The organism is Bradyrhizobium sp. CCBAU 53338, from assembly GCF_015291665.1.
GTDB lineage: Bacteria > Pseudomonadota > Alphaproteobacteria > Rhizobiales > Xanthobacteraceae > Bradyrhizobium.
The window spans coordinates 3,913,518-3,934,345 of record NZ_CP030048.1; the positions used below are offsets into that span (position 1 = coordinate 3,913,518).

A 20,828-nucleotide genomic window follows, 5' to 3' on the forward strand; every position below is an offset into this window, starting at 1 on the left:
CACCGGATTCCCCCTTGGCTGACGACGACAACAAGCCCGGCGACCAGCCGGCGCAACCCTCGGACATTCGCCCCGTTTCGATCTACGAGGAGATGAAGAAGTCCTATCTCGATTACGCCATGAGCGTGATCGTGTCGCGCGCGCTGCCCGATGCGCGCGACGGGTTGAAGCCGGTTCATCGCCGCATCCTGTTCTCGATGAACGAGGAAGGCTACACGCCCGACAAGAAGCACAAGAAGTCGGCCGGTATCGTCGGCAACGTCATGGGCCAATACCATCCGCATGGCGACCAGGCGATCTATGACGCGCTGGTGCGCATGGCGCAGCCTTTCTCGATGCGCGAGCTGCTGGTGGACGGGCAGGGCAATTTCGGCTCGGTCGACGGCGATCCGCCTGCGGCAATGCGCTACACCGAGTCACGCCTGACCAAGATCGCGCTCAAGCTGCTCGACGACATCGACAACGAGACCGTCGACTTCCAGGACAACTATGACGGCTCGACCAAGGAGCCGGTGGTTCTGCCGGCCCGGTTCCCCAACCTGCTGGTCAATGGCGCAGGCGGCATCGCGGTCGGCATGGCCACCAACATCCCGCCGCACAATCTCGGCGAAGTCATCGACGCGTGCCTCGCGCTGGTCGACAATCCGGCGCTGACGATCGACGAGCTCAACAACATCATCCCGGGGCCGGATTTCCCGACCGGCGGCATCATCCTCGGACGCCAGGGCATCCGCAGCGCCTACCATCTCGGCCGCGGCTCCATCGTGATGCGCGGCAAGGTCGAGTTCGAGACGATCAGGAAAGAGCGCGAGGCGATCGTCATCACCGAGATCCCGTATCAGGTGAACAAGGCGACGATGGTCGAGCGCATCGCCGAGCTCTACAAGGAAAAGAAGATCGAGGGCATCTCGGATCTGCGCGACGAATCCGACCGCGACGGCTACCGCGTCGTCGTTGAGCTCAAGCGCGACGCCGTGCCCGACGTGGTGCTCAATCAGCTTTACAAGTTTACGCCACTGCAGACCTCGTTCGGCGTCAACGCCGTCGCGCTCGATTCGGGCCGCCCGCTGACGATGAACCTGAAGGACATGCTGACGATCTTCGTCGGATTCCGCGAGCAGGTCGTCACCCGCAGGACCAAGTACAAGCTGCGCAAGGCGCGCGAGCGCGCGCATGAGCAGGTCGGCCTTGCGATTGCCGTCGCTAACATTGACGAGATCATCAAGGTCATCCGGCACTCGCCGACGCCGGCCGTTGCGCGCGAAACCCTGATGACGCGCGACTGGCCCGCGCGCGACGTCGAGGACATCATCACGCTGATCGACGATCCCCGCCATCGCATCAACGAGGACGGCACCATCCGCCTGTCGCTGGATCAGGCGAAGGCGATCCTCGAACTGCGTCTCGCACGCCTCACAGCGCTTGGCCGTGACGAGATTGGCGACGAGCTGTCAAAGCTTGCTGGCGAAATCGGCGAGTATCTCGAGATCCTGCAGTCGCGCGACCGGATTCTCGACATCATCAAGACCGAGCTCGCTGAGGTGAAGGCGGAATTCGCCACGCCGCGCAAGACCGTGATCATGGAGCAGGAAGGCGAGGTCGAGGACGAGGACCTGATCCAGCGCGAGGACATGGTCGTCACCGTCTCGCACGCCGGTTACGTCAAGCGCGTGCCGCTGTCGGCCTATCGCGCCCAGCGCCGTGGTGGCAAGGGCCGCTCCGGCATGCAGACCCGCGATGAGGATTTTGTGAGCCGCCTGTTCGTGGCGTCCACGCATACGCCGGTGCTGTTCTTCTCGTCGCGCGGCCAGGTCTACAAGGAAAAGGTCTGGCGCCTGCCGATGGCCGCGCCGAATGCGCGCGGCAAGGCGCTGATCAACATCCTGCCGCTGGAGCAGGGCGAACGCATCACCACCATCATGCCGCTGCCCGAGGATGAATCCACCTGGGCCCAGCTCGATGTGATGTTCGCCACCACAGGCGGCAACGTCCGCCGCAACAAGCTGTCCGACTTCGTCGACGTCCGCCGCTCCGGCATCATCGCCATGAAGCTCGACGACGGCGAAGCGATCGTCGACGTCCAGATCTGCACCGAGCATGACGACGTACTGCTGACTGGGGCCGGCGGCCAGTGCATCCGCTTCCCGGTTCCCGACGTGCGCGTCTTCACCGGGCGCACCTCGATGGGCGTGCGCGGCATCGCGCTTGGCGAGGGCGACAAGGTGATCTCGCTCGCGATCCTGCGCCATGTCGAGACCACCTCGGACGAGCGTTCGGCCTATCTGAAGATGCGCCGCGCGGTCGCCGGCGAAGCCGCGGCTGAAGAGCCGGCAGCGGACGCTGAGGCCGAGGAGACCTCCGGCAGCTTCCAGCTGGCGCAGGAGCGCTATGCCGAGATGTCGGCGGCCGAGCAGGTCGTGCTGACCGTCTCCGTCAACGGCTATGGCAAGCGGACCTCGTCCTACGAGTACCGCACCACGGGCCGAGGCGGCAAAGGCATCGTCGCCATGAGCGTCAACAACCGCAACGGCAATCTGGTCGCGTCCTTCCCCGTGGAGGATGCCGATCAAATCATGCTTGTGACCGACAAGGGGCAGTTGATCCGCTGCCCGGTCGAAGGCATCCGTATCGCCGGCCGCTCGACGCAGGGCGTGATCGTGTTCGACACCGCCGAGGACGAGCACGTCGTCTCGGTCGAGCACATCACGGAGGAGGCCGAGAGCGGCAACGGCGCGAATGGCGAGGCGAGCGGGGAGTAACGCCCCGTTCTAAACGCCGTCCGCAAGCTCTCGCGACAGGTCGACAAGCGCATGCGAGGCCACCCTGCGGACGATCGATTGCGCCTGATCGACCGAGATCGACAGCCGGGGCTTCAGCTGCAAAGGCGGATCGCTGGACATGGGCGCTCGCTTCCGGCAGCGCTGCGGAGCCGTGCTAGATCTCCAGCTCCGTGCCGAACTCCACCACCTGCCTGGTCGGCACGCCGAAGAACGCCGCCGAGCGTTCGGCGTTGCGCTGGAGGAAGGCGAACAGGCCTTCGCGCCACACCCACATGCCCGGGATGTCCTCGCGCGGGATGATGGTCTCGCGGCCGACATAATAGGTGATGTCGGAGAGGTCGATGCCGGGCAGCTTGCCCTGGCGGCAGGCGAGCGTCAGTCCTTCGTAGATCGTCGGGTTCTGCATGAAGCCGTAATGCAGGATCACGCGGGTGATGCCGGGAATGATCTCGATCACTTCGGCGCGGTCCTGGTCGTCGATGTGCGGCAGCTCCTCGATCAGCACGGTGACGAGGACAATGCGCTCGTGCAGCACGCGGTTGTGCTTGACGAACTGCGTCAGCGCGAGCGGCACGCCTTTCGCTGCCGAGGCCAGGAACACGGCCGTGCCGGGCAGGCGCGCGCTGCACTTGTTGACTGCGGTCTCGATCAGGTCTTCCTCGGGTTGGCGCAGTTTTGCGCGCGCAGCTTCGACGAGCTTGACGCCGGCGCGCCAGGTCAGCATCAGGAAGGCGACGAGGCCCGCGAGCAGCAACGGAAACCAGCCACCCTCGAACAACTTGATCGAGTTGGCGGAGAAGAAGATCACGTCGATCACGAAGAAGAAGCCGTTCACGGCGACCACGAGCCAGGGCGAATAGCCCCACTGCATAGCGACCAGGGCGGCGAGAAGGGTGGTGATCGCCATCAGCAGCGACACCGCGATGCCATAGGCGCCGGCGAGCGCGTCCGACGTGCCGAAGCTCAGCACCGCGCCGAGGGTTGCTGCGGCAAGCAGCCAGTTCACCAGCGGCACGTAGATCTGGCCGATCGCATCGCTCGTGGTGTGGCGGATCTGCATGCGCGGCAGGAAGCCGAGCTGGATCGATTGCTGGGTCAGCGAGAACACGCCGGAGATGATCGCCTGCGAGGCGATGACGGTCGCAACGGCGGAGAACGCGACCAGCGCGTAGTGCAGGCTGTCGGGGCAGAGCTGGAAGAACGGATTCTCGATCATGCCGGGATCGGTGATCAGCAGCGCGGCCTGGCCGAAATAGTTCAGCACCAGCGCCGGCAGGCAGATCGCGAACCAGGCGAGCCGGATCGGCAGACGGCCGAAATGCCCCATGTCGGCATACATCGCCTCGCCGCCGGTCACCGCGAGGAAGGCCGCGCCGAGGATTGCGAAGGAGACGTGGAAGTCCTGATGGATCAGGAAGTCGAAAGCATAGAGCGGGCTGAGCGCGGCAAGCACCGCCGGCGCCTTGACGATGCCGTGGATGCCGAGCGCGGCCAGAACGACGAACCAGGCCAGCATGACAGGTCCGAAGATGCGGCCGATGAAGCCGGTGCCCTGCTTCTGCATCATGAACAGGCCGACAAGGATGGCGATGGTGATGGGAACGACCACGGGCGAGAGCGAGGGAGCGTCGACCTTGAGGCCTTCGATGGCCGAGAGCACCGAGATCGCCGGCGTGATCGCGCCGTCGCCGTAGAGCAGCGCTGCGCCGACGAGGCCGACCACCAGTAGATGGGCGCGCCAGGTGCCGGATTGGGCGTGACGGGCATGCAGCAGCGCCAACAGCGCGACGATGCCGCCTTCGCCGCGATTGTCGGCGCGCAGGATCAGCATCGCATATTTCAGCGAGATGATCAGCAGCAGCGCCCAGAGGATCAGTGAGGCAACTCCCAGGACAGCCTCCGGAGTCACCGTGTCGCCGTGCGCGGCCGCCTTGGCGGCTTCCTTGAGGGCATAGAGGGGGCTGGTGCCGATATCGCCATAGACCACCCCGAGGGCGCCCATGGTCATGGCTAGCGGCAGCGGATCGGGATGATGATGGCCGGAAGCGACTGCGGGCGTACTGGACAAAGGCGTCCCCTCAATGGGATCGCGCCCATCGGGCCGATCCGATGGGCGCGAGCATCACACAGTCTGCGACGGGACGTCGCAAATAGCCATGAGATTTATACCGAGGATTATGACGCCGAGCTGACAGGCTCCTACGGGGTACGGTCCGCCGTCACGAGGCGAGCGACGCGAACGTCAGCTTTGGTGCCGGCGCGGCGCAGGCAGGACGCCTCGAAGTTCGGCCAGGCCTGCTGCGAGCAATCCCTGCCGATGGTCTTGATGTCGAGCCGGTCGCCCTTGGCAAGCGGCTGCGGCACGCTCGCTTCGACTGACGGAGCGAAACCGGGCAGGAGGGTGAGGGCTGCAGCAACACACGCAGCAAGAGCGATCGCTGAAAGAGCCTTGATCATTGACGGTCCCCTGTGATGCGGCCGCTACGCCCAGTTTGCGGCCCGTCGTTCGTTGGCCGGATTAGTAACCATGGCCAGTTTCCGGACGTCTTCGCCGATGCTGGAAATGGTTTCGTTGTCGCCCCGTTTTGTTTCGTGGACGCCCCAAGGACGAAACAAAGCCGCGCTTGCCGACGGCTTTGGGCGGAAAAACCGGCAGGGAACCTGTCCGGCTTGCCGGGCCGGGCCGGGCGCGGTAGGACGTGGACATGCCGCGCATTGCCTTCTACCCAGGTTCCTTCGACCCCATCACCAACGGCCATCTGGACGTGGTCCGGAGCAGTGTCGCGCTGTGCGACCGCCTGGTGGTCGCGGTCGGCATCCATCCCGGCAAGAAGCCGCTGTTCTCGACCGAGGAGCGGCTCAAGATGCTTCATGACGTCTGTGGGCCGGTGGCAGCCCAGGCCGGCTGCACGCTCGAGGCCGTGACCTATGACGATCTGGCGGTCAGCGCGGCGCGCAAACACGGTGCGACCATCATGATCAGGGGCCTGCGCGACGGCACCGACCTCGACTACGAGATGCAACTCGCCGGCATGAACGGCACCATGGCGCCCGAGGTGCAAACCGTCTTCCTGCCGGCCTCACCTCTGGTCCGCCCGATTACGGGCACATTGGTGCGCCAGATCGCCGGCATGGGCGGAGACGTCTCGGCCTTCGTACCGCCGCTCGTTGCGTCCCAGCTCAAGGCAAAATTCGCCTGAAAACGGCGGGCTTTTTCATCTCACCTGATCCGGAGTTTCCATGATCCGTCGTCTCGCAATTCTTGCCACGATGTTCGTCGCGCTCGTTGGTGCGGTCCCCGTGGTGGCGCAGCCGCTGCCGGCCAATCTCGACAAGGCCAATGCGCTCGTCATCGACACCACCAAGGGCCGCATCGTCATCAAGCTCAGGAACGACCTTGCGCCACAGCACGCCGAGCGCCTCAAGCAGCTCGCGCGCGAGGGCTTCTACAACAACGTGCCGTTCCACCGCGTCATGGACGGCTTCATGGCCCAGACCGGCGATGGCCAGAACGGCAACGGCACCGGTGGCTCGAAATATCCGAACCTGAAGCAGGAATTCTCCAAGGTTCACTTCGCCCGCGGCATCGTCGGCATGGCCCGGCGCGGCGACAGCGTCGATACCGCCAACTCGCAGTTCTTCATCATGTTCGCCGACGGTGGCAGCCTCGATGGCCAGTACACCGTGGTCGGCGAGGTCGTGCAGGGCATGGACGTGGTCGACAAGCTGAAGAAGGCCCCGGCCGGCTCGCCGAGCGGCACCGTCACCGATCCCGACAAGATGGTGAAGGTGCAGGTCGCCTCCGACATCAAGTAGGAGGGCTCATGGCGCCCCGCGGCGGCAGGCTCCTGATCGCTGCCGCGGCGCTGCTGTTCGGCATCTCCGGTGCGGCTGCAGAGGACGCGCAGGTCAACACCATCAAGGAGGTCTTCCAGCACTTGCGGAGCTGCTGGAAGCCGCCGCCGCCGGCCAAGGCTCGCCCACTCGACATCACCGTCGTCGTGAGCTTTAACCGCTCCGGAAACATTCTGGGCCATCCGAGGATTACCTATGAATCCGCGGAGGCCTCCGACAATGACCGGCTGCAATACCGGATCGCGGTGATGGAGGCGTTGCAACGCTGCACGCCGATGCCATTTACCGATGCAATGGCCGGCGCCGCCGCGGGACGTCCATTCGCGATCCAGTTCCGCAACCGCAAATCGTCACCCGACAAGACTTCACCTCCAACGCAAGAGAGACGAGCATGAGCGTCACCGAAAACACATTGATCCTCGAGACCACCCAGGGCCCCGTCACCATCGAGATGCGTCCCGACCTCGCGCCCGGCCACGTCGCGCGCATCAAGGAGCTGGTGCGCGAAGGCTTCTACGACGGCATCGTGTTCCATCGCGTGATCGACGGCTTCATGGCGCAGACCGGCTGTCCGCACGGCACCGGCACCGGCGGCTCCGGCAAGAAGCTGAAGGCCGAGTTCAACAAGGAGCCGCACGTGCGCGGCACCGCCTCGATGGCGCGCGCTGCGAACCCCGATTCCGGCGACAGCCAGTTCTTCATCTGCTTCGACGATGCGCGCTTTCTCGACAACCAGTACACGGTATGGGGCAAGGTCACCGAGGGCATGGAGAACGTCGACAAGATCAAGCGCGGCGAGCCGGTGCAGAACCCGGACAAGATCGTCAAGGCGCGGATGGCGGCCGACAAGGAGTAAGCTCATCATCCCAGGGGCGCGCGTAGGCGCGTCCCTGGTGGTAAGCGACGAATGCGCACTGATCTGTTTGATTTCCACCTGCCGCCCGAGCGCATCGCGTTGCGCCCCGCGCATCCGCGCGACTCCGCGAAAATGCTGGTCGTCGAGAACGATGCGTTGCGCGACCAGACCATCGCCGATCTGCCGCATTGGCTGAATCCGGGCGATCAGCTCGTCGTCAACGACACCAAGGTGATCGCCGCGCAGCTCAAGGGCCGGCGCATCGGCCGCGAGACCGAGCCGAAGATCGAGGCGACGCTGATCAAGCGGCTCGACGGTTCGCGCTGGCAGGCGCTGGTGAAGCCAGCCAAGAAGCTTGTCGCCGGTGATCGCATCCGCTTCGGCAACGAAGGCAAGGTCTGCCTGCTCGGCCATCTCGACGCCGAGGTCGAGGTCAAGGGTGCGGAAGGAGAAGTGACGTTGTCATTCTCGTTCCACGGCCCGGCGCTCGACCAGGCCATCGCCGATCTCGGCAGCCCGCCGCTGCCGCCCTACATCGCCTCCAAGCGTACGCCCGACGATCAGGATCTCGCCGACTACCAGACGATGTTTGCGGCGAATGAAGGCGCGGTCGCTGCTCCCACCGCGGGACTGCACTTCACGCCCGCGCTGGAGCAGGCGCTGAGCGCGCGCGGCGTCGGCATCAACCGCATCACGCTGCATGTCGGGGCAGGGACCTTCCTGCCGGTGAAGGTGGACGATACCGACGGCCACAAGATGCACGCCGAGTGGGGCACGATCTCGGCAGAGACCGCGGAGCGGCTCAACACCGCGCGGAACAATGGCGGCCGCATCATCGCCCTCGGCACCACATCGCTGCGTTTGCTGGAAAGCGCCGCCAGCGAGGATGGCATCATCCAGCCGTTCGCGGCGGAGACCTCGATCTTCATCACGCCCGGCTATCGCTTCCGAGCGGTCGATATCCTGATGACGAATTTCCATTTGCCGAAGTCGACGCTGTTCATGCTGGTGTCGGCTTTCGCCGGCCTGGACATGATGAAGCAGGCCTATGCGCACGCTATCGCGAGCGGCTACCGGTTTTATTCGTATGGCGATGCGTGTCTGTTGTTTAGGGCAGAGCCGTAGTTAGGGCAGAGCCGTAGGATGGGTTACCCACCCTACGGCATCTTCCGTTACGCCATCACCCGCTGCGGCAACAGCTCCGCGATCTGCACCGCATTCAGCGCCGCGCCCTTGAGCAGCTGATCGGCGGCCACGAACATCGAGATCGAATGGCCGGAGGGATCGCTGAGGTCCCTGCGGATGCGGCCGACCAGGACGTCGTCCTGGCCCGAGGCGTCGATCGGCATCGGGAAGTAGTTCTTGACGCGGTCATCGACGACCTTCACGCCCGGTGCCTGGGCCATCATGGCGCGGACCTGGTCCTCATTGATCGGCTTCTCGCATTCGAAGGTGATGGCTTCGCAATGGGCGCGCAGCACCGGCACGCGCACGCAGGTGACGCCAATCGCGATCTTCTCATCTTCGAAGATCTTGCGGGTCTCCTTGATGACCTTGGTCTCTTCGTCGTTGTAGCCGGTCTCGGGATCGACGGCGGTGTTGTGGTTGAAGAGATTGAAGGCGTAAGGGTGCGGCATCACCTTCGGTGTATAGACCTGCCCGTTGAGATTGGCGCGGGTAGACTCGACGAGTTCCTCCATCGCGGCGGCGCCGGCGCCGGAAGCCGCCTGATAGGTCGAGATGATGACGCGCTTGATGCGGTTCTTCTGATGGATCGGCCAGAGCGGCACCAGCGCGGTGATCGCAGCGCAGTTGGGATTGGCGATGATGCCCTTGTGGTCGCGGATGCGGTTGCCGTTGACCTCGGGGATCACCAGCGGCACGTTCGGATCCATGCGGAAGGCGGACGAGTTGTCGACCACGACGGCGCCGGCCTTGACAGCGATGGGCGCGAACTTCTTGGAGATGCCGCTGCCGGCCGAGAACAGGGCGATGTCGACGCCCTCGAAGGCGCGCTCGGTCAGCTCCTCGATGACGACATCCTTGCCGCGAAACGACACCGTCTTGCCGGCGGAGCGGGCGCTGGCGAGCGCCTTGAGCTTGCCGACGCGAAAGCCGCGCTTGTCCATGGTGGCGATGAATTCGGCGCCCACCGCGCCGGTGACGCCGACAATTGCGACGACGGGATCGTTACTCACTGTGTCCTCCATTTGAGATCGATTTAGACAACAAAAAAGCCCCGGACCATCGAGGGCGGGGCTTCGGTAGAGCTTGATGCGTTCTAGTCGACGACTACGCGCGCACGCCTCCCCGGGCCCCGAAGGCCGTGGTGGTTTTGGTCGTGCGTTTGGTGGTCGTGAACATGGCGGCGACTTATGCGGGAGAGTCTGGCGTCCGTCAATGGCTTTCGGGCGGGATTGTGGCCTGCGCTATTTGCCCCGCACGCCCGGCGGCTCGAGGATGACCTCCTTGAGGTCGTCGCCGCTGATCACGACGATCGCGAAATTGAGCCGGCCGCCGTCGCGAACAAGTCCGCCGCTGATGGCCTTGCCGGAGGCCGCCTTCTCGGCGACGCGCACGGCATCGGCGAGGCGGTGCCTGATACTGCCGAGCGCTGCGAGATTGCTGCGATCCTCGCGGTCCAGTTCGGCCAGGGGCAGGGCGGCTTCGCCGCCCATCACCTCGCCGGTCGCCGCGTTGATGATGTAGCGCCAGATCCGGTCGTTGTGCAGGGTCTTGACCCGGTACACCGGTACGCCGGAGCCGCCGTCGAAGCTGACATCTGCGGTCGTCGCGCCGGCATGGCGGGCTTCGGCGATCGCCATCGCCTGGCTGATCGAGATCGACGAACTGCGGAAACGTTCGATCTCGCGGCTGACGGCCTGGCGGTCCGCCGCGGCGTCACCATCTGTCTCGCTGTGAAGGGCGGCTGGTGTGCTGCCTGCCGAGACGGTTGCACGGGCCGGCGCTGCGATGAGCAGCCCCGACAGGACGATCGCCAGCAACCCGTACACCCCTGGTCTTGTCGCGCTCATGGTCCAAACCTTCGGCCGGCAAGCCTTGAACCCGCAAGTCTGCCGGATGTTCGTAAAGAATTCGCGGCCGACCTTGGGCACCGGCCGGCCGCGGAGCGTCGTGGCGGGCCGTACCCGTCGCGGCGATCTAAGCGGTCCGGTCCTCTTTTGGGGCTGGTGAAAAAAAAGTGGCCCGCACCGCTCTATAAACAAAACCATACCGTATCGTTTTGTTTCGGTCAACGAAGCGGCAATTGTCCGCAGGGGACAAATCGGCGGTCTCACGGAAATGTCAGCGGGAGTTGCGGCGCCGTTGAGTGGCTTTGGACGTGTCCGGAATACGGTCGGCAGGTCCCAGTGCGCCGGCGAGGAACAGCTTGATCGCCGCGCGCATCCGCTTTTCGGCGGCCTTGAGCTCCATCGGCGTGCCGAACGTCGCCATGCGGTGGGTGTGGCCGACGACGACGTCGAGGAACACTTCGGCTGCGATCGTCGTGTCATCGACATCGAGCGCGCCTTGCGCCACCAGATGATCGAAGAATCGCGCGGTGGTGGCGACGGCTTTCAGCCAGCCTTCCTCCTTGCCGAGCTTGGCGACGTCGGGGAAGTTGATGGCCTGCGACGTCATCATGCGGCTGAAGGCCACGGCGTCGGGTCCGCAGGTGAAATTGAGCATTTCGCGCCCGATTTCCACCAGACGCTGCTCCACCGAAATGTCGGACGAATTGCCGAGCTGCGTTTCGGCAGCCGCCGACAGCGGCGCAAGCCAGCGTGCGATCTCGCGGCGGAGCACGGCGGCGAACAAGCCCCGCTTGTCGCCGTAGCGCGAATAGACCGTGGGCTTGCTGACGCGCGCGGCTTCCGCCACCGCATCGAGCGAGGTCGCATCAAATCCGCGGTCGAGGAACAGGCGTGTGGCGACCTCGATCAGCCGCTGATCGCGCTCGATCGCGGCGCTCTTGGTCGGCCGGCCGCCGCGCGACTTCGAGGTCTCGCGGCGCGGTGCAGCCGTTCTTGTCTTGGTCGCGGCCAATCCCATGCCCGATGATCTGCCCAATGATTCCTGCGTATTCCCAACAGTATTCATTGCTCTATAACGCGCAGCAACAGGGGCGTCATCGCGAATCTGGCCGAATTGGCCTTATCGTCAACGGTCTCCGACCGATCCCGTTCCGCCGCGTGGATATCACGGCATTCGCGAGGTCCAGGCCTGGCCGCTCGCCGCTTTCTCATATCCGTACTGGTACAGCGCCCGCATATAGCCGGTGTCGAAGCCTTCGGACGGGGGCGCCGGATAGTCGCGCTCGATGTAGGAGAGATGGAAGCCGAGGTGATTGCGCTGGGCGAAATCATAGGTCGAGAAGATGATCGAGCGCGTCTGCGACTGCGTGATAGCGGACAGACTGCGTGAGGCGACGTCGATCGTGCTGTTGGCGACGAGTTCGAAGTTGCGTTCGATCTTCTTGTTGACGAGGATGTAGATGTCCATCTTCGCGTTGCCGGGTAGGCGTCCCTGGAGCAGCAGAGCCTCAGGCAAGGTCAGCAACGGGGCCGTCACGCCGCCGTCGACATGCATTTCCTGAAACCTGCGGCCCTGGCCCTCGGCCTCGATCATGATCGGCGGAAACACCAGCGGAATGCTGGCGGAGGCCGCCATCACGTCGCGAAACAGCTTTAACGCTTCGGGCGTGCCGACCGCAGCGATCTTGCCCATGTCCCAGATCGCGGTGCGCTGGGTGTCGAGATCGGTCGTGACCACCAATAGCCGCCGGCCCTTGGCGTTCTCGCGCGCGACCTGCGCCATGATCTCCGGCCCGACATAGCGCGCGACGAGTTCGCGCAGCCGCGTATTGCCGAACAGGCCGGAGCCGAACAGCACGCGCATGATGCTGGGATCGTTCAGCAGGCTTTCGGCGATGCCACTGGTGTAGAGCTCCCGCAGCGTGTCGTCATATTGCGGCCCGAGGAACGCAAACGGCGCGATCAGGCCGCCGGTGCTCACGCCGGAGACGACCGAGAAGGTCGGGCGATTGCGCGCCGCGGTCCAGCCGTTCAGTACGCCGACACCATAGGCGCCATCGGCGCCGCCGCCTGAGAGCGCCAGATAGGTTCGGCTCCCGGTCGCCTTGTCCTGCTCGAAGCCGAACTTGGTGACGGGCTCGTCGGCGTAGCGCCTGAGGCCGTCGATATCGAGGACGCGCGAGGCACTGGCGTCGGCCGCCGTATAGGGCGTGCGGGGGAGCGAGGTGCAGGCGGCAAGCGCCAGGCTGCACGTCAGCACCAGCGACCTGATCAGGCGGGCGACTGTCCCGCTTGTCCGGCCATCGGAGGTGGCGGACATGCCGGTCGAACGTGTGAGGAGGGGCATCGGCGGCTGGCTGAGGATCACGCATCTACGGCCGCCGGCAATCTGCCGCGGCGTCTCGTCCGGCCCCGCTACGAAACTATACGGTGTCGTTTTATTTATCAAGCCGCGGCGTAGATCACGTCCGCGTCAACGCTGTCCTGGTCCGGGGCATCGTGCGGGTTGATCGGGCTCGCCCGACACGCAATAAGCACCGCCATGACTCTGCCCAATCATTTCGAGCTGCTCGCCACCGATGGCACCGCGCGCACCGGTCGCCTGACCACGCCGCACGGCGTGGTGCGGACCCCGGCCTTCATGCCCGTCGGCACCGCCGGCGCCATGAAGGGCATGCACTGGCGCGAGGTGCGCGATGCCGGCGCCGACATCGTGCTCGGCAACACCTATCACCTGATGCTGCGGCCCGGCGCGGAGCGCATCAACGGCCTTGGTGGCTTGCAGCGGTTCACCGGCTGGAACGGGCCGATGCTGACGGATTCCGGCGGCTTCCAGGTGATGTCGCTGTCGGACCTGCGCAAGATCAGCGAGCATGCCGTCACCTTCCGCTCGCATATCGACGGCGCCAAGATCGAGCTGTCGCCGGAGCGCTCGATCGAGGTACAGCGCCTGCTCGGCTCGGACATCGCGATGCAGATGGACGAATGCGTGCGGCTGCCGGCCGAGCGCGACGACATCGACCGCGCGATGCGGCTGTCGCTGCGCTGGGCCGAACGCAGCAAGCGCGCGTTCGAGCGCGCGCCCCACGGCTACATGCTGTTCGGCATCGTCCAGGGCGGCGACGTCCCGCAGCTGCGCCATGCCAGTGCGCAGGGCCTGGTCGAGATCGGCTTCCACGGCTACGCGATCGGCGGTCTGGCCGTCGGCGAGCCGCAGGCCGTGATGCTGGCGATGATCGACGAGACCGCGCCGGCGCTGCCGGCCGACCGGCCGCGCTACCTGATGGGCGTCGGTACGCCGGACGACATTCTCGAGGCGGTGAAGCGCGGTGTCGACATGTTCGATTGCGTGATGCCGACGCGCAATGGCCGCCACGGGGTCGCCTTCACGCGCTTCGGCCAGGTCAACTTGCGCAACGCGCGCCACGCCGACGATCCGCGCCCGCTCGACGAAGAAAGCCCGTGGCCGTCAGCGCACAATTACGCGCGCGCCTATCTGCACCATCTCGTCAAGGCCGGCGAGACGCTGGGGGCGATGCTGCTGTCTGAAATCAATATCGCCTACTACCAGTTCCTGATGCAGGGCATCAGGGACGCGATCGCACACGGAACGTTCGATGCGTTCTATCGGCGTACGCGCGAGGATTGGGCTAGGGGCGATATCGCCCCGCGCTAGACCAATGCATTCGGCTAGTTGCACACGAGCCGCTGCTTGACGGCGTGCTTGGTGACGAAGCCATAGCCGCAGGTGTCGCAGGTCCAGAGATAGCTGATCACGTGGTCCGAGACGTAGGCAGAAGCTTCGGCGGCGACCATGGAGTCGGCGCACACGGGACAGGTGGGCAACTCGCTGCAACGCGGATCACGCCTTTGCGCGACGGTCGACAACACTTCAGCGACTGCTGACATCGTGGTGACCTCCCTGCTTCAAGACCTAAGTCTAACATAAGCAGAATCAGTTGACGAGGTCGCAACACGAATGCGTTGATTTTTCGTAATTGCGTTTGGTTCGAACGTGTCTTGGCCTTGTTCCGATTTATCGCAACGCAATGTGTGCGTTGCGATAGAGAGATGACGCCGTGGTGATGGCATCGTGATGATGTCGTGTCAGACCGCTCAGGGCGCCTGGATCTGCACCGGCTTTCCAACTTCCGTCATGGAGCCCGGCGCGATCACGAGATAACGGCGCGAGTCCGCTGTGTCGCTCTGCACAATCTGACGGATCGGACCCAACGCGTTCACGATCGCCGATCCCGCCGGGTTGGTCATGAAGCCTGCCAGAGGTTCGAGCTTGCCGCTGCCGTCGGCATGCGTGGCCAGCGCCAACACGTAGTTGTGTTTCGGCTCGAGCCCGGTCGCTGCGGCCTGCAACACCTGGGACAGGCCCTGTTCGAACAGGCTGACACTGGTCAGCGGCTTCGGATGTTCGGAGGCTTGGCCGACCGGCGCCATGGTGAAATGCGCGACCTGGCCGGCAATGCCGAGCTGCTGCAAGTTCGTGGCTTCGGGACTGGTCGTATCGTCCATCACGCTCATGGCGCCGTTTCCGGATTCACGCGCGGCAGGCACGGCATCGGGCACATAGGCGACGGCCTGAGGCGCCTGGCCGATCGGGACATTGGCGATGACCCGGTTCGTGAGCGTGTCGATGGCGGTGAGCTGGTCGTCATTCTCCAATCCGACATAGACCCGCGAGCCATCGCCCGACGGCCAGATGCCGTGAGGCAGCCTGCCGACCGGAATGGTTGCGACCTCCGTGAAGTCGTCGGTACGGTACACTTGGACCTCGTTCAGGCCGCCGACGGTGATGTAGGCGAATTGTCCGTTCGCGTTACGCACGATGTTGACGTGATTGGTGATCGGGCCGGTATCCAGCGTCTTGAGCAGGTTGAACGGAGGCCGCGCGTCGAAGACCTGCGCCTTGCCGGTATCCTTCAGCGTGAACCAGACCTGCGCGCCGTCAGGCGTCGCGGCGAGATCGGGACAGAACGGGCTCGCCTGAGCGACCTTGCCGACGATGGCGTGATCAGCGACCGAGATGACCGCAATCTCCGGATTGAACGACGAGCAGACATAGCCGTATTTGCCGTCGGGCGAGAAGATCTGCATCCCCGGTCCGTTCGCCACGACGATCCGCGTCTTCTCTTCAAAGCTGACGGGATCGAGCACGGCGACGTAGTTCTCGCCGCGCACGGTCACCCAGACTTCCTTGCCGTCCGGCGTGAAGAAGGCCTCGTGCGGCGAGCGGCCGACATAGGTCGTGTGCTTGACCATGTTGGTTGCGGTGTCGATGAACGTGATCGAGTTGGATCCGATCGAGACCACGGCCAGGGTGCGATGATCGGGCGAAAAGCCCATGCCGTGCACCAGCAACTGTCCCCGGTAGAGCGGGCTGAAGTTTTGCGGCGAGGGCGCGCCCAGTCTGATGACGCCGAGCAGCTTGTTGTCTACGGGATCGGTGACCGAGACCGTGTTGGAGAACTGCTCGGCTGCATAGACGCGGTCATGATGGCTGATGGGAACGTCGGCTGCGGCGGAAGATCCCGGCGCCTGTCCGCTCCAGGCCGGCATCGCCGAGAAACCCGACAGGCAGAGCGACGTAGTGAGCGCGAGAATTCGCTTCATGGCAGGTTCTCCTCTATCTGCGAACCAGGACCGCTGTGGCGGTCGATGGCGGCGGCGGTTGATCGAGCGCGAGTCGCATGACGGCGATCTCCTGCTGCTGATCGACAATGATTTCCTGCGCGATGCGCCGCAGGGATTCGTTGCGGCCGTAACGCAATTCGGCCTGCGCCATTGCGATGGCGCCGCGGTGATGCGGGATCATCATGGCGGAGAAATCACGATCGACGTCGCCGGATGGTGCGATGTCCATATCGCTCATCATTCGATGCATCGCCGTCTGGTTCTCAGCCATGAACGGCGCTTCATCGCCGCACAGTTCGGACATCATCATTTGCGACGCCATATGCGCGGGTTGGCTGCCGAACCTGGCACCACCGGCGAACGCGACAGCGGCGAGGGGCAGGGCGACTGCCAAGACTTTCCACATCGGACGCTCCTCAGATCTCAGATCGTTACTTCGCCGGCAGTCGCTTCTTTGTTACGGTCATTTCGGAATTCACCGGGACTTGTCTCAGGGCGGAAGAAGTCGCGCGCCGCGCATACTGCCTCCGGGCTCGCCGAGAGACACCTGAAAAGACCTGCAAGCGATTGAGTATCCGTGCGAATGCGAAATTGACGTGAGTTGATGGAAGTCGATCCCGCCTGTTGCTATTGTGATTGCACGGACGTCGACGGTCGTGCGATCCAGACGCCCGGAAACGCCACGAATCGTCGTAACAGGGAGTCGACCATGGACGCATCGCATGAAGCGGGTGCAGGACGCCAACCCGGCCGCGGCCGCATCTATGACTCCATCGTTGAGGCTTTCGGCGACACGCCGATCGTGCGCCTGCGCCGGTTGCCGGGCATGCACGGCGTCAAGGCGACCGTTCTGGCCAAGCTGGAATATTTCAATCCGGCCGCGAGCGTGAAGGACCGCATCGGCGCGGCCATGATCATCGCCATGGAGAAGGCCGGGATCATCAAGCCGGACACGGTGCTGATCGAGCCGACCTCTGGCAATACCGGTATTGCGCTTGCCTTCGTCGCGGCGTCACGCGGCTATCGCTTGAAGCTGGTGATGCCGGAATCGATGTCGATCGAGCGGCGCAAGATGCTGGCCTTCCTCGGCGCCGAGCTGGTGCTGACGCCGGCGGCTCATGGCATGAAAGGCGCGATCGCCGCGGCCGAAGAACTCCTGAAGACGACGCCGAACTCGGTGATGCCGCAGCAGTTCAAGAACCTGGCCAATCCAGAGGTGCATCGTCGCACCACCGCGGAGGAGATCTGGAACGACACATCCGGCGATATCGATTACTTCGTCGCCGGCGTCGGCACCGGCGGCACCATCACCGGCGTCGGTCAGACCCTGAAGCCGCGCAAGGCGGCCTTGCGCGTGGTCGCGGTCGAGCCCGAGGAGAGCCCGGTGCTGTCGGGCGGCCAGCACACGCCGCACAAGATCCAGGGCATCGGCGCTGGCTTCGTGCCCGACATTCTCGACCGCTCCGTGATCGACGAAATCGTGAAGATTAACTCGACCACCGCGATCGAGACCTCGCGGGCGTTGGCGCGGCATGAGGGCATCCCAGGCGGTATCTCCTCTGGTGCCGCGATTGCGGCTGCCCTCCAGATCGGCAAGCGGCCGGAAGCTGCGGGAAAAACCATTTTGGCCATCGTGCCGTCCTTCTCCGAGCGCTATCTTTCGACGGCTCTGTTTGAAGGAATCTAGGACATGGCGGATCAACCGAGGCGGCCGCGGACATTGGGCGATGCGCGCACCGAAGCCGAGGCGGCGTTCAAGAAGGTAACGGCCAAGGTCGCCGCGCCTCCGCCGAAGCAGAATGTGGCGCCCGGGATCAAGGAGCAGGTCACGCTGCGGATCGACCAGGACGTGCTCGAGTTCTTCCAGGAAGGTGGCCCCGGCTGGCAGGACCGCATCAACGAGGCGCTGCGCAAGGCAGCGGGGAAGTAGTTGTTTCTCGCGTGTGGCGTTGGCTCATCCTGATGAGGAGCCACCAAAAAAGCCCGGCGTGAGCCGGGCTTTTGTGTTTGTGAGAGAGGCTCGCCTCAGCGGCGGAACATGCCGCCCATCATGCCGCCGACGACGCCGCCCACGAAGGCCGCGCCGGCGTCGCCGCCACCGCTGTGGCGGGGCGCCGGCGCGCTCTGCGCGGGTGCGGCGCGCCGGGCCGGCTTCGGGCTGTCATCGCTCGCGGTGGTCGTCGACGCCACGATCTCTGACAGCAGGGCCTTGTGCTGGAGCTTGTTGAGGAAGCCCGTCGACGGATAGCCGCGGGCGGCCTGCCAGCGCTTCAGCACCGAGCGGGTCTGGTCGTTGAACACGCCTGAGACCTTGGTGTCGAAGCCGAGGCCGGTGAGGCGGCGCTGCACGTCGCGGCGCTGCCCCTTGTCGAGGCCGATCTGGTCCTCCGTCAGCTGGGTGGCGTCATCGGTGAAGGTGGCGGGATCGACACCGGCATTGAGATTGCGGGTCGTGGTCGACGGACCGTTCTGGATCGCCGCGAGCCGTGCCAGCGCCAGCGGCTTGAACTGGCCGTTGGGATAAGCGGAGAGGTAGGCGTTGAGCTCTTCCGGCTTGTTGGATTCCTTCACCGAGCGCCAGAATTCGAGTTCCACACCCTCGGAATTGCCGGTGGTCGCAGCTGCGGGCGCGCTGCTTGAGGCGGTCGGCGCGGCGTTGGCGACCTGCTGACCCGGCTGCGATGGATTGAGGTAGACAGCGCCGATCAGGTTGGTGTGGCCCCAGGGCAGCTGGCCCTTGTGGGTCTCCTCATTCACCTGGGCGCGCACCGAGGTCATCGCCTGCTGGATCTCGACGCCGGGCTTGGTGATGTTGTCGATCAGCGCGCGGGTGAACGGGCTGTTGTTGCCCTCCTGGCCGTCGAGCGCGGTCTGGCCCGGGCCGGTGGCGAACGCGATCAGCGTGCCTTCGCCGGATTTCATCTCGGCGAGACCGCTGCCGACGTTGACGCTGCGGGTGGCGGAGTTCGACTTGATCTTGGCGGCGAACGGATTGTCGCGGCAGGCGTCGAGGAACACCAGCTTGACCTTGGCATCGCCCATGGTCTGGTCGAGCGTCAGGTCGATGTTGATGGCGGCCCCCAGCTTGACGTCCATCTCCGACTTGATGTCGGCATCGACGGGCAGGAGATAGTTGGTGCCGCCGACGGCGATGCCGTGGCCGGCATAATAGAACACGGCGACATCGGACCCCTGCGCCTTGCGGCCGAAATCGAGCAGCTTCTCCGTCATCTGGTCGCGGGTGAGGTTGGAGCCTTCGATCACCTCGAAGCCGACATTGCGCAGTGTGGCGGCCATCGCCCTCGCGTCGATCGGCGGGTTCGGCAATTGGGCGACGTTCTTGTAGGCGCCGTTGCCGACGACAAAGGCGACGCGGCGGTCGGCCTTCGCGGCGCTGACCGACAGCGCCATGCACATCAGCGAAACGATGATGGTGAGAGTGCGCATCTGAAATCCCCAACAGAATCGAATGAAAGGCCGCAACAAATTGGTGTCGAAGCTACACGAAAGCGTCCGGCCTCGCGCCAGCAAATCGACCGATCACCCGACTGACCCAACCCGTCGCTCTGTGACCGAGTGCGCACGATGGAATGCCCCTCCAACGTGATCCAGATCACGCTCGACCACTTGGATTGGTCGCGCCAGGCGGCGCGCGGGTTCACTGCGCGCGCGCGGGAACCGGGGCGGCGGCCGGCTTCAAGTTGAGGAGGTTGCCGCACAGGATCAGGGCTGCGCCCAGCACGGTCCAGGCATCCAGCCGCTCGGAATAGAGCAGCCAGCCGGCGGTTGCGGTAAGGGGAACCCGCAGGAAATCCATGGGAACCACGATCGTGGCATCCGCGTAGCGCAGCGCGCTGGCGAGACAATAGTGCGAAAAAGTGCCGCAGATCCCGATGACGAAGAGCCAGCCCCACATCGTGGCCGAGGGCCAGGTCCAGACGTAGAGCGTCGGCACGAAGCCCACGATCATCTGGACCATGATCATCCAGAACAGGATCGACAAGGCGCTCTCGGTCCGGGTCAGCGATTTCGCCAAAGCCATGGAGACGCTGAAGCCGATCGCGGCCCCGAGCGCGATCAACTGGCCCGGATTGATCTCGCCGGTAGCCGGCCGCACGATCATGACGACGCCGACGATGCCGAGCACGATGGCGGCGATCTTCCAGGTCGTCATGCGCTCGGACAGGAAGGATGCGGCGAGCAGTGCGGTCCAGATCGGCATGGTGAATTCGATCGCGACGACCTGGCCGATTCCGATCAGCGTCAGTGCGTAGAACCAGCCGAGCTGCGCGAAATAATGCACGCCGTTGCGCGCGAGGTGCTGGGGCAGGCGTTTGGTCGCGACTGCCTTGAAGCCGCCGGACCGGTGGATGATCGGCAGTAGCAGCGTGAAGCCGATCAGCGAGCGCACCTCCATGATCTGGAACACGCTGAGGTCGCGCGTGGTCTCGCGCCCGGCCACCGCCATGACCAGCATCAGGGACAGCCAGCCGGCCATCCACAGTGCAGCCATCGTTTTGGACGGTGTTGTGCTCATCGGTGCGGGCAGGGAGATCGAACTCGAGGGGCAGCCGGTATCGGCGACATCGCCGCCGTTTGCAACGCCCAAATCTGCCGGTGCAGCGATGCAATGCGGCGTGCTAAGGCAGGTATACG

General features: G+C 64.6%; 21 protein-coding genes. 9 read left to right on the forward strand and 12 right to left on the reverse strand.

The annotated features are described in order from the left end of the window. The first annotated feature begins 14 nt into the window (after positions 1-14). Positions 15-2,759, forward strand: coding sequence for a DNA gyrase subunit A (gene gyrA, locus XH90_RS18385; RefSeq protein WP_194475779.1), 2,745 nt, complete (start codon positions 15-17; stop codon positions 2,757-2,759). A 9-nt stretch (positions 2,760-2,768) separates the two neighbouring features. Here gyrA and XH90_RS39625 read toward each other — a convergent pair whose 3' ends face one another. From XH90_RS39625 to XH90_RS18400, 3 genes are all read right to left on the reverse strand, one after another. Then, positions 2,769-2,900, reverse strand: coding sequence for a hypothetical protein (locus tag XH90_RS39625; RefSeq protein WP_256442379.1), 132 nt, complete (start codon positions 2,898-2,900; stop codon positions 2,769-2,771). 34 nt (positions 2,901-2,934) lie between these two features. Further along, complete coding sequence (locus tag XH90_RS18395; protein WP_194482727.1) at positions 2,935-4,788, reverse strand: potassium transporter Kup; 1,854 nt, start codon at positions 4,786-4,788, stop codon at positions 2,935-2,937. Between the two features lie 191 nt (positions 4,789-4,979). Continuing rightward, complete coding sequence (locus tag XH90_RS18400) at positions 4,980-5,237, reverse strand: hypothetical protein (RefSeq protein ID WP_194475780.1); 258 nt, start codon at positions 5,235-5,237, stop codon at positions 4,980-4,982. Positions 5,238-5,485: 248 nt separating this feature from the next. On the opposite strand from XH90_RS18400, the gene coaD reads away from it, so the two are divergent. The 5 genes from coaD to queA are packed head-to-tail and all read left to right on the forward strand — an operon-like array spanning position 5,486 to position 8,616. Next, positions 5,486-5,980 (forward strand): pantetheine-phosphate adenylyltransferase, encoded by a 495-nt coding sequence (coaD, locus tag XH90_RS18405; protein WP_194475781.1) that lies wholly within the window; start codon positions 5,486-5,488, stop codon positions 5,978-5,980. Positions 5,981-6,020: 40 nt separating this feature from the next. Beyond that, a complete protein-coding gene (locus XH90_RS18410) occupies positions 6,021-6,596 on the forward strand; it encodes a peptidylprolyl isomerase (protein WP_194475782.1) in 576 nt (191 codons plus the stop codon). 8 nt (positions 6,597-6,604) lie between these two features. After that, positions 6,605-7,030 (forward strand): hypothetical protein, encoded by a 426-nt coding sequence (locus XH90_RS18415; RefSeq protein ID WP_194475783.1) that lies wholly within the window; start codon positions 6,605-6,607, stop codon positions 7,028-7,030. Continuing rightward, positions 7,027-7,491, forward strand: coding sequence for a peptidylprolyl isomerase (locus tag XH90_RS18420; protein WP_128966363.1), 465 nt, complete (start codon positions 7,027-7,029; stop codon positions 7,489-7,491). Before XH90_RS18415 ends, XH90_RS18420 begins: the two co-directional genes overlap by 4 nt. A 51-nt stretch (positions 7,492-7,542) precedes the next feature. Beyond that, positions 7,543-8,616: a tRNA preQ1(34) S-adenosylmethionine ribosyltransferase-isomerase QueA gene (gene queA, locus XH90_RS18425; protein WP_194475784.1), complete on the forward strand. Its 1,074-nt coding sequence runs from the start codon at positions 7,543-7,545 to the stop codon at positions 8,614-8,616. 47 nt (positions 8,617-8,663) lie between these two features. Here the strand turns inward: queA and XH90_RS18430 are convergent, their stop codons facing one another. The 4 genes from XH90_RS18430 to XH90_RS18445 form a co-directional block, all read right to left on the reverse strand. Beyond that, a complete protein-coding gene (locus tag XH90_RS18430) occupies positions 8,664-9,701 on the reverse strand; it encodes an aspartate-semialdehyde dehydrogenase (RefSeq protein ID WP_194475785.1) in 1,038 nt (345 codons plus the stop codon). Between the two features lie 219 nt (positions 9,702-9,920). Further along, on the reverse strand, positions 9,921-10,526 hold the full coding sequence (locus tag XH90_RS18435) for a PepSY domain-containing protein (protein ID WP_194475786.1): 606 nt from the start codon (positions 10,524-10,526) through the stop codon (positions 9,921-9,923). 271 nt (positions 10,527-10,797) lie between these two features. Continuing rightward, positions 10,798-11,544 carry a TetR/AcrR family transcriptional regulator gene (locus XH90_RS18440; RefSeq protein WP_194482728.1) on the reverse strand — a complete coding sequence of 249 codons (747 nt, stop codon included), beginning with the start codon at positions 11,542-11,544 and terminating at the stop codon, positions 10,798-10,800. 147 nt (positions 11,545-11,691) lie between these two features. Further along, the gene (locus XH90_RS18445) at positions 11,692-12,846 is read right to left on the reverse strand and encodes a patatin-like phospholipase family protein (protein ID WP_194482729.1); all 1,155 of its coding nucleotides are present in this window, start codon (positions 12,844-12,846) and stop codon (positions 11,692-11,694) included. A 222-nt stretch (positions 12,847-13,068) separates the two neighbouring features. Here XH90_RS18445 and tgt point away from each other — a divergent pair, with 222 nt between their 5' ends. Continuing rightward, positions 13,069-14,202, forward strand: a complete 1,134-nt coding sequence (gene tgt / locus XH90_RS18450) for a tRNA guanosine(34) transglycosylase Tgt (protein WP_194475787.1) — start codon at positions 13,069-13,071, stop codon at positions 14,200-14,202. A 14-nt stretch (positions 14,203-14,216) separates the two neighbouring features. On the opposite strand, the gene XH90_RS18455 is transcribed toward tgt, so the two are convergent. The 3 genes from XH90_RS18455 to XH90_RS18465 all read right to left on the reverse strand — a co-directional run bounded on the left by XH90_RS18455 (position 14,217) and on the right by XH90_RS18465 (position 16,578). Beyond that, positions 14,217-14,435, reverse strand: coding sequence for a hypothetical protein (locus XH90_RS18455; RefSeq protein ID WP_194475788.1), 219 nt, complete (start codon positions 14,433-14,435; stop codon positions 14,217-14,219). A 207-nt stretch (positions 14,436-14,642) separates the two neighbouring features. After that, complete coding sequence (locus tag XH90_RS18460; RefSeq protein WP_194475789.1) at positions 14,643-16,151, reverse strand: YncE family protein; 1,509 nt, start codon at positions 16,149-16,151, stop codon at positions 14,643-14,645. Between the two features lie 13 nt (positions 16,152-16,164). Continuing rightward, the gene (locus tag XH90_RS18465; protein WP_194475790.1) at positions 16,165-16,578 is read right to left on the reverse strand and encodes a DUF305 domain-containing protein; all 414 of its coding nucleotides are present in this window, start codon (positions 16,576-16,578) and stop codon (positions 16,165-16,167) included. Between the two features lie 303 nt (positions 16,579-16,881). On the opposite strand from XH90_RS18465, the gene cysK reads away from it, so the two are divergent. Together cysK and XH90_RS18475 are read left to right on the forward strand one after the other, a co-directional pair. Continuing rightward, a complete protein-coding gene (cysK, locus tag XH90_RS18470; protein ID WP_194475791.1) occupies positions 16,882-17,859 on the forward strand; it encodes a cysteine synthase A in 978 nt (325 codons plus the stop codon). A gap of 3 nt (positions 17,860-17,862) precedes the next feature. Further along, entirely contained in the window at positions 17,863-18,102 is a 240-nt protein-coding gene (locus XH90_RS18475; protein WP_194475792.1) for a BrnA antitoxin family protein, read from the forward strand. Between the two features lie 95 nt (positions 18,103-18,197). On the opposite strand, the gene XH90_RS18480 is transcribed toward XH90_RS18475, so the two are convergent. Together XH90_RS18480 and XH90_RS18485 are read right to left on the reverse strand one after the other, a co-directional pair. Then, the gene (locus XH90_RS18480; RefSeq protein ID WP_194475793.1) at positions 18,198-19,619 is read right to left on the reverse strand and encodes a caspase family protein; all 1,422 of its coding nucleotides are present in this window, start codon (positions 19,617-19,619) and stop codon (positions 18,198-18,200) included. Positions 19,620-19,830: 211 nt separating this feature from the next. Further along, positions 19,831-20,709, reverse strand: a complete 879-nt coding sequence (locus tag XH90_RS18485; protein ID WP_194482730.1) for a DMT family transporter — start codon at positions 20,707-20,709, stop codon at positions 19,831-19,833. Positions 20,710-20,828: the final 119 nt, after the last annotated feature.

Bases quoted from the DNA above. Each gene is read 5' to 3' on its own strand.
- XH90_RS18475 (WP_194475792.1), top strand. From the start codon at position 17,863: ATGGCGGATCAACCGAGGCGGCCGCGGACATTGGGCGATGCGCGCACC.
- XH90_RS18455 (WP_194475788.1), bottom strand. From the start codon at position 14,435: ATGTCAGCAGTCGCTGAAGTGTTGTCGACCGTCGCGCAAAGGCGTGAT.
- cysK (WP_194475791.1), top strand. From the start codon at position 16,882: ATGGACGCATCGCATGAAGCGGGTGCAGGACGCCAACCCGGCCGCGGC.
- XH90_RS18440 (WP_194482728.1), bottom strand. From the start codon at position 11,544: ATGGGATTGGCCGCGACCAAGACAAGAACGGCTGCACCGCGCCGCGAG.
- coaD (WP_194475781.1), top strand. From the start codon at position 5,486: ATGCCGCGCATTGCCTTCTACCCAGGTTCCTTCGACCCCATCACCAAC.
- XH90_RS18445 (WP_194482729.1), bottom strand. From the start codon at position 12,846: ATGTCCGCCACCTCCGATGGCCGGACAAGCGGGACAGTCGCCCGCCTG.
- XH90_RS18420 (WP_128966363.1), top strand. From the start codon at position 7,027: ATGAGCGTCACCGAAAACACATTGATCCTCGAGACCACCCAGGGCCCC.
- XH90_RS18435 (WP_194475786.1), bottom strand. From the start codon at position 10,526: ATGAGCGCGACAAGACCAGGGGTGTACGGGTTGCTGGCGATCGTCCTG.
- XH90_RS18400 (WP_194475780.1), bottom strand. From the start codon at position 5,237: ATGATCAAGGCTCTTTCAGCGATCGCTCTTGCTGCGTGTGTTGCTGCA.
- tgt (WP_194475787.1), top strand. From the start codon at position 13,069: ATGACTCTGCCCAATCATTTCGAGCTGCTCGCCACCGATGGCACCGCG.
- XH90_RS18415 (WP_194475783.1), top strand. From the start codon at position 6,605: ATGGCGCCCCGCGGCGGCAGGCTCCTGATCGCTGCCGCGGCGCTGCTG.
- XH90_RS18395 (WP_194482727.1), bottom strand. From the start codon at position 4,788: ATGACCATGGGCGCCCTCGGGGTGGTCTATGGCGATATCGGCACCAGC.
- XH90_RS18480 (WP_194475793.1), bottom strand. From the start codon at position 19,619: ATGCGCACTCTCACCATCATCGTTTCGCTGATGTGCATGGCGCTGTCG.
- XH90_RS18410 (WP_194475782.1), top strand. From the start codon at position 6,021: ATGATCCGTCGTCTCGCAATTCTTGCCACGATGTTCGTCGCGCTCGTT.
- XH90_RS18460 (WP_194475789.1), bottom strand. From the start codon at position 16,151: ATGAAGCGAATTCTCGCGCTCACTACGTCGCTCTGCCTGTCGGGTTTC.
- XH90_RS18485 (WP_194482730.1), bottom strand. From the start codon at position 20,709: ATGAGCACAACACCGTCCAAAACGATGGCTGCACTGTGGATGGCCGGC.
- XH90_RS39625 (WP_256442379.1), bottom strand. From the start codon at position 2,900: ATGTCCAGCGATCCGCCTTTGCAGCTGAAGCCCCGGCTGTCGATCTCG.
- queA (WP_194475784.1), top strand. From the start codon at position 7,543: ATGCGCACTGATCTGTTTGATTTCCACCTGCCGCCCGAGCGCATCGCG.
- XH90_RS18465 (WP_194475790.1), bottom strand. From the start codon at position 16,578: ATGTGGAAAGTCTTGGCAGTCGCCCTGCCCCTCGCCGCTGTCGCGTTC.
- XH90_RS18430 (WP_194475785.1), bottom strand. From the start codon at position 9,701: ATGGAGGACACAGTGAGTAACGATCCCGTCGTCGCAATTGTCGGCGTC.